The organism is Lentilactobacillus parakefiri (genome assembly GCF_002157585.1).
Taxonomy (GTDB): Bacteria; Bacillota; Bacilli; order Lactobacillales; family Lactobacillaceae; genus Lentilactobacillus; species Lentilactobacillus parakefiri.
Genome location: NZ_BDGB01000161.1, coordinates 23,640 through 41,105, shown reverse-complemented (window position 1 = coordinate 41,105; position 17,466 = coordinate 23,640). Strand labels below are relative to the sequence as shown.

General features: G+C 45.4%; 15 protein-coding genes and 1 riboswitch. Of the genes, 6 read left to right on the top strand and 9 right to left on the bottom strand.

Features of this window, described 5'->3' with window-relative positions; translation table 11 throughout:
* The first annotated feature begins 9 nt into the window (after positions 1-9).
* Positions 10-954, top strand: a complete 945-nt coding sequence (locus LPKJCM_RS12325) for an ABC transporter ATP-binding protein (protein ID WP_057961830.1) — start codon at positions 10-12, stop codon at positions 952-954.
* A complete protein-coding gene (locus tag LPKJCM_RS12320) occupies positions 947-2,470 on the top strand; it encodes an ABC transporter permease/substrate-binding protein (RefSeq protein WP_057961829.1) in 1,524 nt (507 codons plus the stop codon). The genes LPKJCM_RS12325 and LPKJCM_RS12320 overlap by 8 nt, the downstream gene beginning before the upstream one ends.
* Before the next feature lie 127 nt (positions 2,471-2,597).
* On the opposite strand, the gene LPKJCM_RS12315 is transcribed toward LPKJCM_RS12320, so the two are convergent.
* The 5 genes from LPKJCM_RS12315 to LPKJCM_RS12295 all read right to left on the bottom strand — a co-directional run bounded on the left by LPKJCM_RS12315 (position 2,598) and on the right by LPKJCM_RS12295 (position 7,283).
* Positions 2,598-3,842, bottom strand: a complete 1,245-nt coding sequence (locus tag LPKJCM_RS12315) for a glutamate-5-semialdehyde dehydrogenase (RefSeq protein ID WP_057961828.1) — start codon at positions 3,840-3,842, stop codon at positions 2,598-2,600.
* Positions 3,835-4,650 (bottom strand): glutamate 5-kinase, encoded by an 816-nt coding sequence (proB, locus tag LPKJCM_RS12310; protein WP_057961827.1) that lies wholly within the window; start codon positions 4,648-4,650, stop codon positions 3,835-3,837. The genes LPKJCM_RS12315 and proB overlap by 8 nt, the downstream gene beginning before the upstream one ends.
* Positions 4,651-4,904: 254 nt before the next feature.
* Positions 4,905-5,903 (bottom strand): peptidoglycan recognition protein family protein, encoded by a 999-nt coding sequence (locus LPKJCM_RS12305; RefSeq protein ID WP_057961826.1) that lies wholly within the window; start codon positions 5,901-5,903, stop codon positions 4,905-4,907.
* Between the two features lie 273 nt (positions 5,904-6,176).
* Entirely contained in the window at positions 6,177-6,644 is a 468-nt protein-coding gene (locus tag LPKJCM_RS12300; protein ID WP_057961825.1) for a Fur family transcriptional regulator, read from the bottom strand.
* Positions 6,645-6,791: 147 nt separating this feature from the next.
* Positions 6,792-7,283, bottom strand: coding sequence for a GNAT family N-acetyltransferase (locus tag LPKJCM_RS12295; RefSeq protein WP_057961824.1), 492 nt, complete (start codon positions 7,281-7,283; stop codon positions 6,792-6,794).
* A 97-nt stretch (positions 7,284-7,380) separates the two neighbouring features.
* Here LPKJCM_RS12295 and LPKJCM_RS12290 point away from each other — a divergent pair, with 97 nt between their 5' ends.
* Positions 7,381-8,433, top strand: coding sequence for a lactonase family protein (locus LPKJCM_RS12290; protein ID WP_057961823.1), 1,053 nt, complete (start codon positions 7,381-7,383; stop codon positions 8,431-8,433).
* A 109-nt stretch (positions 8,434-8,542) separates the two neighbouring features.
* Here LPKJCM_RS12290 and LPKJCM_RS12285 read toward each other — a convergent pair whose 3' ends face one another.
* Entirely contained in the window at positions 8,543-9,394 is an 852-nt protein-coding gene (locus LPKJCM_RS12285) for a fumarylacetoacetate hydrolase family protein (protein ID WP_057961822.1), read from the bottom strand.
* An 81-nt stretch (positions 9,395-9,475) separates the two neighbouring features.
* Positions 9,476-11,836, bottom strand: a complete 2,361-nt coding sequence (locus tag LPKJCM_RS12280) for an ATP-dependent DNA helicase (RefSeq protein ID WP_057961821.1) — start codon at positions 11,834-11,836, stop codon at positions 9,476-9,478.
* A gap of 143 nt (positions 11,837-11,979) precedes the next feature.
* On the opposite strand from LPKJCM_RS12280, the gene LPKJCM_RS12275 reads away from it, so the two are divergent.
* Together LPKJCM_RS12275 and LPKJCM_RS12270 are read left to right on the top strand one after the other, a co-directional pair.
* Positions 11,980-12,573 carry a hypothetical protein gene (locus LPKJCM_RS12275; protein WP_057961820.1) on the top strand — a complete coding sequence of 198 codons (594 nt, stop codon included), beginning with the start codon at positions 11,980-11,982 and terminating at the stop codon, positions 12,571-12,573.
* The gene (locus LPKJCM_RS12270; RefSeq protein ID WP_057961819.1) at positions 12,574-12,792 is read left to right on the top strand and encodes a hypothetical protein; all 219 of its coding nucleotides are present in this window, start codon (positions 12,574-12,576) and stop codon (positions 12,790-12,792) included.
* Between the two features lie 32 nt (positions 12,793-12,824).
* Here the strand turns inward: LPKJCM_RS12270 and dapF are convergent, their stop codons facing one another.
* Both dapF and LPKJCM_RS12260 read right to left on the bottom strand, forming a co-directional pair.
* Positions 12,825-13,817, bottom strand: a complete 993-nt coding sequence (gene dapF, locus LPKJCM_RS12265) for a diaminopimelate epimerase (protein WP_057961818.1) — start codon at positions 13,815-13,817, stop codon at positions 12,825-12,827.
* 12 nt (positions 13,818-13,829) lie between these two features.
* Positions 13,830-15,224 (bottom strand): aspartate kinase, encoded by a 1,395-nt coding sequence (locus LPKJCM_RS12260; RefSeq protein WP_057961817.1) that lies wholly within the window; start codon positions 15,222-15,224, stop codon positions 13,830-13,832.
* A 189-nt stretch (positions 15,225-15,413) separates the two neighbouring features.
* A riboswitch (Lysine riboswitch) is annotated at positions 15,414-15,595 on the top strand.
* A 239-nt stretch (positions 15,596-15,834) separates the two neighbouring features.
* On the opposite strand from LPKJCM_RS12260, the gene lysA reads away from it, so the two are divergent.
* Complete coding sequence (lysA, locus tag LPKJCM_RS12255) at positions 15,835-17,142, top strand: diaminopimelate decarboxylase (RefSeq protein ID WP_057961816.1); 1,308 nt, start codon at positions 15,835-15,837, stop codon at positions 17,140-17,142.
* Positions 17,143-17,466 lie beyond the last annotated feature (324 nt).

Here is a 17,466-nt window from a genome sequence, read left to right as displayed (position 1 = left end):
TGAACGACATTGATTGAATTTACGAGTGTTTCCAAAAAGTTTGACGGCCAATTCGCCTTAAAAGATTTAAATCTCACCATTGACGATGGTGAGCTTTTTGTGTTGGTCGGACCTTCCGGGAGCGGTAAGACAACCCTTCTAAAGACGATTAACCGTTTAGTGGTGCCAACAAGCGGGACGGTCAAGATTGACGGGGAGGACGTCGCCGACAGTCACTTACAAAAATTACGCCGCCACATTGGTTACGTGCTTCAAACGGGCGCATTGTTCCCAAACATGACCGTTGAACAAAATGCCACCATTCAACTTGATAACCTGGGGTGGGCCCCTCAAGAAAAGCACGACCGGATTGTCGAATTGATGACCAAAGTCAATTTGGATCCGGACCAATTTCTTAACCGGATGCCTGATGAGTTATCCGGTGGAGAATCCCAGCGTGTCGGGATTGTCCGGGCACTGGCGGCGAGGCCCAAATTAGTCCTGATGGATGAACCCTTCAGCGCGCTTGATCCGGTATCCCGTCGACAAATTCAGAAGATTATTTTGAACCTCCATCAACAAATTGACACCACGATTGTTTTTGTGACTCATGACATGCACGAGGCTTTTTTACTCGCTGATCGACTGGCGGTTATTCATAACGGGGTGCTCCTGCAGGTGGGTAAGCCGGATTATTTGATGGCTAACCCCGCTGATGAGTTTGTCAAACGCTTTTTTGACGTTGATAATTCTGGCACCAGACTGTTAAAACAAGTTCTGAATGCAGGTTTGGGCCGTCCGGTTGGTAAAAGTGACCACCCGATTACATTACAGAATAGCCAGACGGTCTACGAGTGGGCAGGTCTACTGGAAAAAAATCCCGGTCAATTAGTGTTAGTTGACGGGGAAATTCTCACGCAAAGTGACTTAATTGCCTATGTCGCCGATTTGGGAAAGGGGCCGACAAATGATTGATGAAGTCATGGCTTACGTCGATAAAAATGCCAGTGCCATCAGTCAAGCACTTTGGCAGCATATCGAAATCTCACTGATTGCAATCTTAATTACGATTGCCATTGCGATTCCTTTAGCAATTGGGTTGGTGAACCGGCCAAAAATTGGTGAACTGATTTCACAAATTGCCGGGGTGATTCAGACAATTCCCAGCTTGGCCGTTTTGGGAATTTTAATTCCCTTTGTTGGCATTGGGACGGTTCCGGCAGTGATTGCACTGGTGCTGTACGCAATTATGCCAATTTTTCAAAATACGTATGCCGGTCTTACTCACATCGATCCGGTCTTGTTGGAAGCCGCCGATGCGTTGGGCGTAACCAAGCGATTCAAATTATTTCGAATTGAGCTGCCATTAGCGATGCCCATGATCCTTTCTGGCATTCGAATTGCCACCGTTCTAGTGATCGGGACTGCCACTTTGGCTGCGTTGATTGGCGGTGGCGGCCTGGGAACTTACATTCTGTTAGGAATTCAGACCAACAACAATGCCGCGTTAATCGTCGGGGCAGTTTTATCAGCTATCTTGGCATTAGTGGCGAGTTGGTTAATTAAAGTGTTATCTCAATTCTCTTTCAAAAAGCTGGGAATTGGTGTCCTAGTGGTGCTGGTCCTTGGTGGCGCCGGCCTAGGCTGGTCACTATTCAATAAGCCGGCTCAAACAATCACAATTGCTGGAAAGATGGGCGGTGAGCCTGAGATTTTGGTGAATATGTATAGGGACCTGGTGAAACACGATAATCCCAGGACAAAAATCCAGCTCAAGCCTAACTTTGGCGGAACCAGCTTTCTCTTCAAAGCATTGCAGAATGGCCAAATTGACATTTATCCTGAATTTACCGGTACGGTTCTCCAATCCTTGGTTCACTCACCCAAAAAGATGAACGCACAACCGAAGCAGGCTTACCAGGATGCTAAAACCGCACTAAGTCAAAAATTCCATATGCGTTATCTACAACCTATGGCCTATCAAAATGGTTATGCGATCACCGTTCGCAAAGCAACTGCCAAGAAGTATCACTTACACACAATTGCAGATTTGCAAAAGGCTGGCAAGCAGTTGCGGGGAGCCTTTGATCCCGACTTCTATCAGCAGACTGACGGTTATCCGGGACTGCGAAAAGCTTATCATTTCCAATTGAAATCTGTTCGAACAATGGAACCCTCTTTGCGCTACGTTGCCCTGGCAGATGGGCGGGTTGACATCACTGACGCCTATACAACTGATCCCCAAATCAGGGAGCATCATTTAGTGGTACTGAAAGATTCCAAACAGTTCTTCCCACCTTATCAGGGAGCACCATTGATGACCGACCAATTTGCGAAATCCCACCCGGAAGTGGTTCACTCTCTCAGTCGATTGGCGGACAAAATTACGACTCGCGACATGCAGGAAATGAACTATCAAGTGACGGTTAAGCATCGTTCTGCAGCAGCTGTGGCTAAGGCGTATCTGATACAGCATCATCTGCTAAAGTAAGTTATGTGAGCTTAAAGAAGACCGGACGTCAGGATTTGCCTGTGCTCCGGTCTTCTTTGTGTGACGTATTAAATTGAACGTTAGTGTTTCTTGGACTTTTGCTTGTCGTCTTTGGCTATCAACCGAATTACTTTCTGACTTGCCCATTGCCCCGAATGACATATTTGGTGGTCGTCAATTCGTTCAAACCCATTGGGCCTCTCGCATGGAGCTTTTGAGTACTAATCCCGATTTCTGCGCCAAATCCAAACTCGAAGCCGTCGGTGAATCGAGTGGAGGCATTCACGTAGACACAGGCGGAGTCGATTTTATTCAAGAATTCCTGACCGCTTTGATAGTTATCAGAAATAATCACTTCGGAATGTCCCGTAGAGTACTCGTTGATGTGGTCAATGGCTTGCTGCTCGTCGTCAACCACTTTAACGGCCATGATTAAATCATTGTATTCGGTTGACCAGTCTTCTTGGGTAGCCGGGGTGATTGAGGAGACAATTTTTCGGCTGGCCTCATCACCGCGAAGAATAACGCCGTGATCTTCCAGTGCCTGAGCGATTGCCGGCAGCATCGTTTCGGCCACGTCCCGGTGGATTAACAGCTTTTCGGCAGCGTTGCAGACGGATGGTCGTTGAACTTTGGCATTGACGACGATGTCGATCGCCATTTGTAGTTCAGCATCCCGATCAACGTACACGTGACAGTTGCCGGCACCAGTTTCAATCACGGGAACTGTCGAATTTTTAACAACGGCGTTAATCAGACCAGCACCGCCACGCGGAATTAAAACGTCGACGTATTTGTTTAGATGCATCAAATCGTTGGCCGTTTCATGGCTGGTATCGTGAAGAATCTGAATGGCATTTTCGTCTAATTGATTCGCTTTTAGGACCTGGCGGAGAACTTGAGCAAGTGCCAGGTTGGTGTTAATTGCTTCCTTGCCACCTCGTAAGATAACGGCGTTACCACTCTTAAATGTCAGGGCAGAAGCATCGACAGTGACGTTGGGGCGGGCTTCAAAAATCATTGCGATGACGCCTAAGGGCACCCGCTTTTTCTCAATGTTTAAGCCGGCATCGTTCTCCCAACCCTTATCGATATCACCGATTGGATCGGCAAGAGCAGCCACCTGGCGCAAACCTTCAGCCATATCAGCAATCCGTTGTTGGGTCAGCTTTAATCGGTCGGTAAATTTGCTGGGCATATCGGTGGCATCGGCCAAGTCTTGTTGGTTGGCGGTAAGGATGGTCCCAGTGTTCTCAGTTAAAGCGTTGGCAAATTCATTGAGAATCCGATTCTTGGTCACGGTGTCCAGCAGGTTTAGTTTGTAAGCAGCAGCTTTGGCATTCTTGCCAATTTCGATTAGTTTGTCATTCATGAGCTACACTCTCCTTTTGAAAGATCGTTCCCACGTCGTTACCGGCTAAAATTTTAAAAATAATTCGCGGATCGGATCCGTTGGCCAAAACCATGACCCGGTCTTCATCAAGCATTCGTTTGGCGGCAAGTAGTTTGGTCTGCATGCCACCGGTACCAAAGCGGCTGCCCGTGCCGCCGGCAACACCAAATTCGGTTTCATCCACCTGATTGACCGTGCTGATGAGCTTGGCGTCAGCAACTTGATTAGGATTTTGATCATAGAAGCCGTCGACATCCGACAAGACGATCAGCAAGTCTGCATCCACGTGACTGGCCACAATTGCGGAAAGTTGATCGTTGTCGCCAAACGTGGTCTTGTGATCCAACTCGTCCGTTGCGACCGTATCATTTTCGTTAACAATCGGGATGACGTTGTCCCGCAACAGGCAATTGAAGGTATTCATAACGAATTGATTGCTCTTTGGATAATCAAAAATGTCGTGGGTCAAGAGCACCTGCGCAATGTCTGTCAGGTAGTGGTCAAAGCGTTGGGTAAACAGCGTCATCAACTCCGATTGACCAATTGCAGCCAAAGCCTGTTGCGCACCAATTTCTGTCGGCCGCCTTTTGAGTTGCATTTTGTTTAGGCCAACCCCAATCGCTCCGGAAGAAACCAGAACGAGTTGCTTGCCTTGATTATTCAGTGCACTTAAGGTGTATGCCAATTCGTCAAACGTCTTTAAGTTGACAGCGCCACTTGGATGGATCAGGCTGCTGGTCCCGACCTTGACCACGATTCGATTTGCGTTAATAATGCGTTTGTCCATCTGCTCACCCCATATTTTTGTATAAAAAAAGCCTACTTTAAAATTGAGACACCCACAACGGGCGGTACCATTCTCATTCAAAGCTAGGCTTCACACTTTTGATTTATAACGGAAAAATCCGTGCCTGATTAGGGCAATCGTATTGAAGATAGGATTCGTGTTCTTAAATGTCTTTCAGCCAGCGACATTTTCTCTGTTGGCACACTACTTGGTCTTCTAAATTGACATCATCATATATTAATTCAGAAATGATGTCAATTGATTAGGTCAAGGGCTTTTTCGTAGACCCAGTATTTTTTTGCACCGCTATCAGTTGAGAAGGTAATGCGATACCAGTCGTGACCGTTTGATTTAGTCCCGATGTTATCAATATGAACCTGCTTACCAACAGAAGCATCTACTGATGACCACGAATATGACTTGATCCCTGATCGTGAATTTTTGACGTGATTGTACAATTTGTATGACTTGTAGCTGTCTCCTAATGACGCCTGTGTATCTGCTTTGGCGTATGTGACCTTGTCATACGCTGTTTTTGCTGACGAAGCGGTTAACGACCCATGAGCTGCGCCATCGGCTGCCAAATTATTGTAGGTTGTTTTAACCAATTGATAGAATTGGGCAAACGTATAGCTGGCGCCGAAATATTTCTTTCCTGCAGACGCATAGTAGCCGGCTGGATCGGTGTGATTGGTACCGCCCAGATATTTGGAGACACCCCCGTGAGACCAAACAGTTCCCTTGCCATCATAGGCTGCATCATTTGGGGTCAACCCATATTTATCCAAAATATAAGCCGTGTAGTAAGCCGCGTTGGCAATTTCGTGGGCAAAGGCGGACTTACTATGAACCTCAACCTGCTCGAATTGAACAAAACGGGCATTGGCTGGATAACCGGCACCCCAAGCCAAGTAATTGGTGTTGGCAATGTTGATAATGCGGCTGGCGTCAACGAAAGAATGAACGAATGCATTATTGTAATTCTTCTTCATGTAGGCAATTTCGTTATAAATGGTTGAGTTGGGGTTGGCAGTTTCATGAACCACAACGCCCTCGGGCTTGCCGGTTCCTTTACGGTAGGCGTTCTTTGGAAAGCCACTCCAAACCGATGATGTAACACTGGCATGGCCGATGTTGTTATTGGCAATGTAGTCGTTAACACTGCTAGCCCCCGCAGTGTTGCTTAGTCCAAACATGCCGATTGCCGCCAGTGTCAGCGAGCAAAGGGCAGTTACAATCGCTCTTTTTTTCAAATTAATTATTCCCTTCAGAAGTGTTTATGGCAATTTTTTTAAAGTTTCGTTTTAAATGTTTATTTTATTTTTACATAGTAGTAATTAGCTACGACCACTAATATATACGATTTGCATGATACAATTCAACCAGATAAAAAGCCCGCGGATAGCGATTTAACGCGTACCCGTGGGCTTTGTGGTACTAATTGTCAATCATATTAAGAGTTCTTGACAAAAGTTTTAAATTGTTGGACAAATGACTGATATATCAATGCTTTGACCCTGTAATAATCATTTGTTGGCTAGCTTGGCCAGGTGTAGTTTCCGCTGACAATCCGGACAGATTCCGGTGACCTCTAATTGGGTACCGGTCACTAAAAAATCCGTTTTTTCTCTGGTCCTCTGTTGTACGTGTTTGACCAACTCAGGATAGTCGTCGTCGAAAATATCGATAATTTTACCGCAATTTTCACAAATGGCATGGTAGTGGGGAACGCCGAAGTAGTCGTAGCGAATGCCACCATCGTTATTGGGTAATTCAATGACTAGGCCATTGTCGACCAGCATTTTAAGGGTGTTGTAAATGGTTGCAACGCTGAGGTTGGGTAATTTGTCCTCGATGCCGTCACGAATCGTTTCAACATCCGGGTGATTATGATGGGTGATCAAATAGTCCAAGATCACTTCTCGTTGGGGCGTAATTCTGACCCCCTGCTTTTTAAGTTGACCCAGGGAACGTTTCAAAGTTGTGTTTGTCATTAGGTGACACCTCCATGAGGAGCATTCAATTATTCAATATTATTATAATCCATTCAGCACTTTAGAACAATTCTAATATGCTTGGATGAGATATGCAACAATTCTGAATCAGAAGAGATTGCTGGGATTCTCTAATTTAAAATTGGTTTAAAGTTGAATGGTAAACGTGTTTGCTTGGTTACTTTCAAAACCAAGCCCACCGAGTTCTTTGTTGGTTTGTGCAGACGCATCACTAAATGTGATAGAAAGCTGACTGAATGCAAAATGATCCTGGGAGAACCGGACTGCTCTTTCGACAACTTCTGCCAGGTCCGCACGATAATTCTGGTCAATGATGAATTCAATCGATCCAGAGGGGGACCTGTCTTCAAAGCCGCGGAGGCTGATGATACCGACAAAAGCGTCTGAATTTGAGTCAGTAATTCCCCAGGTTAACTCTTTGTCATTCATGACGCGGCCCATGATGTGATTGATGGCCTTAACGGTGTCCAGAATTTGCGTGGGCATTTTTTCAGCTTTGGCCGTTGTAATGGTCGGCTTGGAAAACAGGTCGTCAATGGCTTTAACTGGCGTCTGGGTCAGCCAATCAAGGGTTAAATGGGCGGTCAGGACGGGATGAAATTTTTCAAAAGATGTCATAAAGTTCGTTCCTTTCGTGAAAAAGCTTTCAAAGGTGTTTTGGTTGGGTTTTATCTGTGGCATAATGAAGACATAAACTTTTATTGGAGGGAAAATTTTGATAGAAAAATACTTGCTTGGAACCTATACCAGAAGAATTAGTAAAGGCGTTTATCAATTAGAACTCGACACTGAAAACCAAAAATTACAAAACTTAACGTTTGTCGGCAGTGCGATTGACCCGACCTACGTTGCAGAATCAACTCAAAAGCGTATCTACGCCATTACCAAAGTCAAAGATGACAAGGGAAACGTCACTGGTGGCTTCGTTGAATGGGACGGTACAAGTAATGACTTCCCACTGAAGCCAATTGCTTCAGTTCACGATCAGGAAACATCACCGGCCTATATTGCGGTTGATGAAGACAAGCAGCTGGTGTTCACGGCGAACTATCATGCCGGTACGGTCAACACCTACCGAATTGCCGATGATGGGTCAATCTCGAAGGCTGATCGGATCATGGATAAGGGAACTTTGGGCTTTCGTAAAGAACAGCAGGACGGTCCCCATCCGCATTATATCAACTTAACCCCAGAAGGCCGAATTGTTGCCGTTGATTTGGGCGTCGACAAAGTCTTTATCTATGACTTGGAAGACAGTGGCAAATTAGTGCCGGTTAGCGAATTACAGATGCAGGATGGTTATGGCCCACGGCACATTTACTTTGATGCCAAGAAGAAGGTTGCCTACCTGGTCGGCGAATTAAGCAGCAACGTTGCCGTGTTGGACTACGATGCCGACAAAGGCGTTCTATCACTAAGAGACATTCACTCAACGATTCCAGATGACTGGACCGAACATAATGGGGCAGCAGCCATCAGGGTGTCTAAAGACGGGCGCTTCGTGTACGTTTCTAATCGTGGAAACAACTCAATTGCCGTCTTCAGTTCGGATGAGTCAGGCAATTTATCATTGGTTCAGCGGATTTCAACCGACGGCGATTTTCCGCGTGACTTTAATCTGAGTGACGATGAATCCTTTGTGATCGCTTTGAACCAAAATTCTGACAACGCAACATTGTACACGCGTGACTCTGAATCTGGCAAGTTGACGATGATTCAAAAGGACTTTATGGTACCGGAAGGCGTTTCGATATTACGGAAGAAGTAGTCGTTCGTTAAATAAGTTGTAACTAAAATTAACAAAGCTGAAGCTAAATCACAACGATTTAGCTTCAGCTTTATTTGTACCATTAGTGTTATTTGGACACCAAACTAAATTAGTTGACCTTCGTCTCAATTGTTCCCAGCCCATCAATTTCACTGGTAAACACATCGCCAGACTTCAAGAAGACTTGGGGATCCCGGCCTACGCCAGTACCACTCGGGGTCCCGGTAAAGATTAGGTCGCCGGGATAGAGCTCAATGACACCGGAAATGTATGAAATCAGCGTTTGAATGTCAAAAATCATTTTATCAATGGTTGCCTGCTGCATGACGTCACCATTAACCTTGGTGATGACGTTTTTAGAAACGATATCGTCCACGTCGGCGATGGTGGTTATGTAAGGGCCAACTGGTGAATAATTCTTGTAGGATTTTCCGAGGTCGAACTGGGTGCTGGGACCATCGATTGATTGAACGGTTCGATCGGAAATATCTTGGCCGACCATGTAGCCGGAAATCGCGTCTTCAGCATCTTCACGACTAATGTTTCTGCCGCCGCGGCCGATGACCACAACCAGCTCGGATTCCCAGTCAACGGTGTCGCCGCTCAAATGAATCGAGTTCTGAGGGCCGGCCAATGAACTGACAAATTTGTTAAAAATATTGGGCCGCTTGGGTTTGACAATGTCCATTTCTTTCATATGGTCGAGATAATTGAACCCGACGGCAGGCAGTTGTCTGGGATTTCGAACGGGCTGCTCAAAATGAGTTGGATCAAGTTGGGCGGCATCGTCGTTGTCGATGATTTTGTCGTCATTAATATTAATGAGTACGTTAGCCAAAAAGTTCTGCCAATCGTTTAAAATATCGTCGATTGAGTCGTAACCAGTAATTGGAATGCCCCAAAACTGACCGTTTTGCAGCGCCACAAATGTTGGCTGATGATTATACATTGCTAATTTCAAGATTACCCCTCCTGGCTTTAATTCGATTAACGAACAGCGTTATTAGTATACACCCATTCGCTTTTTTTGGCACGAGAACACTTAATGATTGCCGTTTCGCCAAAAGTTTTGCAGTGCATCGCTTAATTGGGCTGAATTATTGGTGACTTTAATATTCGTCCAATTTTTAGGAAAAATTTGGCGATAACGGGCCTGATTGAAACGTTGATCCATTAACACGATCACACCCTTGTCCTCGTCGGTGCGAATGACCCGTCCCGCCGCTTGGCTGACGTTGTTGAAGCCTGGCAGCTGGTAGGCAAACGAGAATCCTTGCCCGTTCAACGAATCGAAATAGTCCCTGATGAGATCGGATTCCTTGTTCATGCCGGGAAGGCCAACGCTCACGATCCCAACGCCAATCAGCTGATCATTTTTTAGATCAATGCCTTCGGAAAAAATTCCGCCAAGCAAGGCGAAACCAACTTTTGTCTGGTGATCTTGCGTACGAAAGGTATCCAGAAATGCTGTCCGTGCCGTATTATCCATTTCTGGCTGCTGGTGAATGACGTCAACGTCTGGATACAGCTCGACAAATTTACTCAACGTCACATTTAAGTAAGCCATTGAGGGGAAAAACATCATGTAGTGACCCATTTTTTGACGAATCATTGTGTAAATATTCTCACAGATGGGCTGCAGACTTTTTTCCCGGTTCGCGTACCGTGTATTGATATTATTTGCGATGATGACCTGACAATTTTGCGGCGGAAATGACGAGTGTGAAATCATTCCCAAACTGTCTTCTTCATTACCCAACACTTGCCGATAATATGCCATCGGACTCAACGTGGCCGAAAACAGAATTGCTGCGCGACCAAGGTCTAGACAGGCTTTAAGCTGCTTACTGGGATCCATACAGAACTGGCGGAAAATGATGGTGTGATCGTCAATGATGATCCGCATGCGGTAGGTTTCATCATAAAAAGTGCTGATGAGGTAGTAACGCCGGCATTGTAGATAATAGTCGACCACCGCATCGACAGTATCACTGGGAGTCTGAGTGGCCAGCCACTGGTGGATCGTTTCGATTAGGTTCTCCAGGGTATTATTGAAATTATTCAGTGGTGCCAATTGAGCAATCTGCTTATCGGCCGTCTCTGAAGCTGGCTTGCTATACCGTTTAAATGAGCGCTTCAAGGATTCAAGCCGTTTGATGACTTTTTGATTAGCGGCCTTTTTCTTGACCAACTGTTCCAACAACGGATTGATCGGTGCTGATTCCAAAGTTGCCGAATACATCTCCCGCGAGCGCTGAACGAGGTTATGAACTTCATCAACTAAGAAACAGTTGGTTGGGTCGGGGAACGAAAAGAAGCGCTGCAGGTGAACCTGGGGATCAAATAAATAATTGTAGTCACAAATGATGACATCACAAAATAAGCTGACGTCGAGTGAAAATTCGAAAGGGTCAACTTTGTGTTTCTCTGCGTATTCTTGAATGGTGTCTTTGGTGATTTGATTTTCGTGTTGGATAATATCTTTAATTGCCGGTCGAACCCGGTCATAGTAGCCGACCATATAGGGATTGTTCTCCGGGGGAAGTGTCTTTTCTACTGGAAAGGTAATCTTGTCTTTGGCGGTTAACGTGATACTTTTTAATTTCAATCCCTGTTGTGCCATGATTGAAATCGTGTTTTCAGCTACATGGCGGGTACTCTGTTTGGCAGTGAAATAAAAGATGCGATTAATCAGCTGTTCACCCATCGATTTAATTGCCGGAAAGAGCGTCGAAATGGTCTTACCGGTCCCAGTCGGGGCTTCAACGAATAAATGCTTTTCCAGTAGGATGGTCTTATAGACATTGGCTGCTAATTTGTGTTGGCCTGGTCGGTAATCTGCGAAAGGAAATGTGAGTTTTTTCGCTGAACTGATGCGGTTTTCGTCCAGTTCATGACGGAGTTTAATCCATTGTTCAAATTCAGTGACCAAGGCGGTGAAGAAGAGCTCTGATTCGGTCTTGGTGATTGTCTGGGTTTTTGTCGTGATTTTTTCATCAGGGGTCTGAACGTAGGTTAATTGCAGGTCGACTGCGCGAACGTCAGCCTGGTGCATAACGATGTACGAGTAGACTTTAACCTGGCCCCAATAAAGCTCAAGGGTCGACTTTGGCACCGAATTGAATTCCAAGTCTGAGGTTTTAATTTCTTCGATCAGCGGCTTACCGTCGCGGTCGTCGATTCCATCGGCCCGACCGCTGATGACGTACTCATCGTCCAGATACTGGATTGAAGTTTTGAGCGCCACTTCGGACTGGTAGGAGGATGGCCTGCTTCGTTGGATTTTCCGATGGATGCGGCTGCCTTCTTGAGCGGTATTCTCGCTGCTGATGACGGGACTCAAGTCGCCGGTCCGCAATAAAAATTCCACTAGTTCTCGAATGCCGACTTGATGTACGGCCATGTTTACCCCTCCATTTCACTTTGATTCATCTATGCTCTATTATACAAAATTATTGAACGTACGTTTGGAAAATGCTGACTTTGAAAAATTGGTCAAGTAAAGTAGAATGGTGCCTATGAACGATAGCGAAGGGATGTGGTGATGTGACACCAAAATTTGGTGAGATTTATCGAACAAAGCAGGCGACTTATTTTGTAATCGGCGAAGTGGTCACCCACAATCCACAATTAATCTTAGATAACGTCAATTATATTGGCAAAAAGAATTTTGTCATCCACATCAAATTTGGCCAGGGAATTACCCGAAAAGCGATTCTGTTGGTTAAAATGACTGGTGGCCAGCTGCCGAGCTATTTGGAACGGACTGACAGCCAAGAATTTGAGGTCGCGGTTAAAAACGGCGCGCTTGAACTGATCAACCTCGATGCACCCGAGTTAAACAATTACCGGTTGGTTGAAGAACTGGAAATTGAAGATCCAAAAGACGAAAAGATTGCAGAGATTGCCAGTCTTCGTGAAAATACGATTCAGTTGGTAGAGCGCTATTTAAGCAAGTTGCAGGTTAAGATTGATAAGTTGTCGCAACGCAAAGCCAATCATTATTTCTCAAGCAAGTCGCATTATGAAGATGTTAAGGATTTCTTGTTGGTGGGGGCGCCTTACTTGGACCTGCGGGTTAAGTTGAATCAGGTACGTCAAGATGAATGGCGACTAAAGCTGCGGCTGGGAGGTCAGTGAATGTTAAACGAGGACAACCTGCAGGCAATCGTTAACACGTTTGCTAAATATAACGTTCAAATTCAAGTCAATGGCATGCAGATTGTTGCGATTAACGGACGGCCGGCAGACTTTGATGCAACAGCCTTCATGCAGGATCAGTTGATTGAGATGATTTGTAAGGTGTTGTCCAATCAATTAATTCACCAGGTATGGGTTAATGAACAAACAAAAAAATGATCCAGCAGAAAATCTGCTGAATCATTTTTTTGTTATTTAACTAGTTGGTTCCTCAAACTTTCCACAAATTTCAGGTATGCTGGCTGTTCACCAGTTTCTGTCACTTGGGCGTGATCTAGGTCGTTGGCATGCAGATCAGCTTCAGGAATTTCAATTTTGTGGGTGAAAGTCGCGTTACCGATCAAGTCGATTGAGAAGGTGTCTTCACGGCTGTGAACCCTGGTCTTAACCATGCCGCCGGGATTGTAAACTGAGATCAGTTCGTCAAAATCGGCCATTTCTGGATGGTTCAGGCAAAATGCCAAGCTGGTTGCCGACATGCCGGTTCCACAGGCATTGGTAAAACCAACGCCACGTTCGTAAGTTCGAACAAACAGTGTGTTGTGGTCGAGAATCTGAGCAAAACTGACGTTAACACCATCTGGAAAATATGGATTTGGGTCATTGAGCATCTTGCCCAGTCGCCCTAAAGTCTTTGAGTGCATCGTTTCCTCGTCCACAAAACTGATTAAATGGGGATTAGGAACGCTAATAGCGGTAAATTTAAGACCGGGGGCAAAGGCTGGAACTGCCTGGTTGATTAATGTATCGGTGCCTAAATTGTCGAAAGGCAGTGTTTCTTTGGCGAAGGTCACCGGAGAAATTTCCACACTGAAGGTTGGCACGTTGGCAGCCAGATTTGCTTCACGGTGAACGTGTAAATCACTATCCATGGTTTCAACCTTGAACTGGTCTTCGCCAAATTTGTCTGACAGGTAACGGGAAACGGTTCGCAGCCCGTTGCCACACATGGAAGCAATGCTGCCATCGGTATTGATGACCTGCATGCTGCCCAAAGTGTCTGGATGATCGGAATCATCAACGACTAACAGACCGTCGGCACCATCAAGAAGCCCGCTTTCAGGTTCAGTAATGTGTTTGGCTAGTGCCACCAATTCGGGCTGACTTAATTTAGTTTGTAAAGCTGTTTGGTCTAAAATAAAGAACTTATTTTGTGATCCATGAACTTTGAGTAATTGAACCATCACGCGCCTCCTCTACACTTCCGCCTGGTATTCAAGTTGGTTAACGGAAGGATCTTCTTTAAAAAAATGTTGATAAATATACTTTACTGCTGCATCGGCATCGGATTGGCGAGTGCCCAGCATAATGGAAATTCGTGACGCACCTTGGTTAATCATGTGAACGGAAATGTCGTGTTCAGCCAATGGCCGGATGATATTTTCAATAGTACCAACTCTTGCCCGCATGCCTTCGCCGACCACCATGATAATGGCGTAGTCATCGATCCAATCTAAAGTGTCTGGATTCAGTTCGATCTGAATGTCGTGACACATTTTTTTAATTGTATCATGGTCCAGCTGACTGCGGTCAAATATGATCGTCAAGTCGTCAATTCCTGATGGCATGTGTTCGTATGAAACGTCGTATTTATACAGAATTTGGAGAATCTTTAGGGTAAAACCGACTTCTTTGTTCAGCAGGTATCTGTGGAGATAGAGGGCTGAGAATCGGTTGGATGCGGCAATGCCAGTCACCGGCTTTTTTGAAGTAAAATCTTTTTCGGGAACAATTAGGGTTCCAGGGAGATTGGGATTGTTAGTGTTCTTAACGTTAATGGGTACTTGGCCTTGGATGGCTGGAATGATCGCTTCGTCGTTGAACACGGAAAAGCCGGCGTATGAAAGTTCACGCATTTCTCTGAAAGTCATTTTGTGAATTGGTTGGGCATCTGGTACAATTTTGGGATTGGCGGAGAAAATGGCGTCGACGTCGGTGAAGTTTTCATAGAGATCAGCATTCAAGCCACGTGCCAAAATGGATCCGGTAATATCAGATCCACCACGGGCAAAGGTCGCAATATTACCATCAAGCGTGAAACCAAAGAAGCCGGGAAAAACCAGCCTTTCTTCGCCATAGCTCAAATTAGCCAAATTGGCGTAGGTTTGTTCCAGAACGGTGGCCCCATTGGGATTATCACTTAATAAGATGCCGGCTTCACTTGGATCAATGAAACGTGCTTTGGTACCGCTCTCAGTTAAGCAGGCCGCAAATAGTTCTGCGTTTAACCGTTCACCATGAGCTTTGAATGCTGCCATCAGGTAGTCATCGTTAGGGTACGATTGGGTCGGTAAAGCAATCAACTTGGCTTTAATGTCATCGAGGACACTTTTTGGGACGTCAAAACCACTGCCGATTTGCTGGTAACGATCAAAAATCGTTTCAACAGTGGTTGAGGCCTCCGATCCGTTGATGATTGCATTGGCATACTTGATTAAGAGATCGGTCACTTTAACATCTTCGGCAAATCGTTTGCCCGGTGCGGATGTGACAATTACTTTTCGTTCGGGATCGCTTTGAACGATTTGAATGACCTTTTGAACGTGGGCGGCATCGGCTAACGAACTGCCCCCAAACTTAACGACTTTCATAACTTTCATTCACTCCCTGGATATTCCCATTAATTAACAATTCGGTTAGAGATTGTTAAATCGAATTTTAGCAGTTTTGAATTAATTTGCAAGAGTCACCAGTTTATTGCACAGGGTTTGCATGAATTTGCAACTAGACTCATAAAAGTGGTTGACACTTTATGAGAATCATTATAAAATTATGTCAATTAAATCATTAGAGGTTGCAACCAACATCAGTAATTAGTGGAGTTCCTACCTGAACTTTGAAGCTAATGAAAGGGGCGGTTGCCGAAGCACCATGTGAGGTAGCACTTGGCGCGCTGGGACTTAGCTTAACAGGCTATGGACTGTCGCGGCGGATAAGTCGGCTGCGGGGCGCTAACGACAATTGATACGGAATATGAGTTTAAAATTCTGAATCTCTTTGTTTGGCGAACGCCGAATGAGGAGATTTTTTTATTGGAGAGCGCGACGAGGGCTGGGAGATGCGGTGTGTAAGGGCGGGATGATTAAAATCCCGAACTTGGATTTAAATCATCCCGCCCTTACACGTTAGCATCTGGCTCCCGGAGCGCCGAAAGCTCTCAGCATCACCATTTATAAAAAAGATATTTTCGGAGGAGAAGACATGACTAATCAAATCGACCAGTTATCAACAAACCAAGCGGGACACCTGGAAATCGGGGGAGTGGATTCACTAGATCTGGTTAAGCAATATAAAACACCCTTAGTGGTCTACGACGTTAAAGCCATCCGCGACCAGATCCACCATTTTCAAAAGGTGTTTCAAGATAATGGCGTCGATTTCGCGGTCAGTTATGCCAGTAAAGCATTTGCGTGCATCGCGATGTTTCAGCTGATTAATCAAGAAAAGGGCCATATCGATGTTGTTTCCGGCGGCGAATTATACACGGCCATTAAAGCTGGATTTCCAATGGAGCGTGTCAGTTTCCATGGCAACGATAAATCCCGTGAAGAATTGGAAATGGCGGTTGAACATCAAATTGGCGTCATCATTTTGGATAACTTCCACGAAATTGACTTATTAAAAGCGGTTTTGGAAGATAAACAATCACATATTAACGTCATGCTCCGAGTAACACCGGGCGTTTTTGCCCACACCCACGAGTACGATCAGACCGGTCAAGTCGACAGCAAGTTTGGCTTCGACATTCAAAGTGGGCAGGCTAGAAAAGCACTGGGGTTGGTTCTTGAAGATGATCGCATTAATATGTTGGGGATTCACTGCCACATTGGGTCACAAATCTTTGAAGTAAATGGCTTCGAAATGGCGGCAGTTAAGTTGATCGATACGTTAGCAGAATGGAACAAGGAAATCGGTTATGTTGCCAAGGTGGTCAACGTCGGTGGCGGTTTTGGAATTAAATACACGGAAGATGATGACCCCATTGCTCCGGAAATGTTTGTCGACGCAATTGTTAAGGCGATCAAGAAGCGTACTGAAGAAGTCGATCTGCCAATGCCGGCAGTTTGGATTGAGCCGGGTCGTTCAATTGCAGGTCCGGCTGGCTACAATTTATACACAGTTGGCAGTCGCAAGGACGTACCGGGTATTCGCTCATACGTGACGGTTGATGGTGGGATGGGTGATAACATTCGTCCAGCTCTGTACCAAGCCAAGTACGAAGCAGTTTTGGCTAAAGATCCCAGTGCGCCAATCAAGGAAACCGTTCGAGTTGCTGGAAAGTATTGTGAGTCTGGCGACATCCTGATTCAAAAGCAGGATTTACCTGCAACTCAACCTGGGGATGTCTTGGCAATGCTTGATACCGGCGCCTATGGATACGCAATGGCGTCTAATTATAACCGTAATCCCCGCCCGGCTGTTGTGTTTGTTGAAAATGGCCAATCACAAATTGCAATTAAGCGAGAAACTTTTGAAAATTTGACCTCATTAGATGAACCACTAGATTAGATTAGAGCGCGGAGGGAGCCGGGAGATGCGGTTTCTAAGGCAATCATGATTTAAGCCCTGAACTTGGGCTTAAGTCATGAATGGCTTAGAAGTTAGCATCTGGCTCCCGGAGCGTATTTTCAAGGCAGAAGGGACTTCAAAAGAGCCTAACAAACGTGTATTTGGACGAGGGAGCCGGGAGATGCGGTTTCTAAGGCAATCATGATTTAAGCCCTGAACTTGGGCTTAAGTCATGAATGGCTTAGAAGTTAGCATCTGGTTCCCGGAGCGCAATTTCAAGATAGAAGGGAGCGCGTAAAAGACTAACAAGCGTGCTTCTCGAAT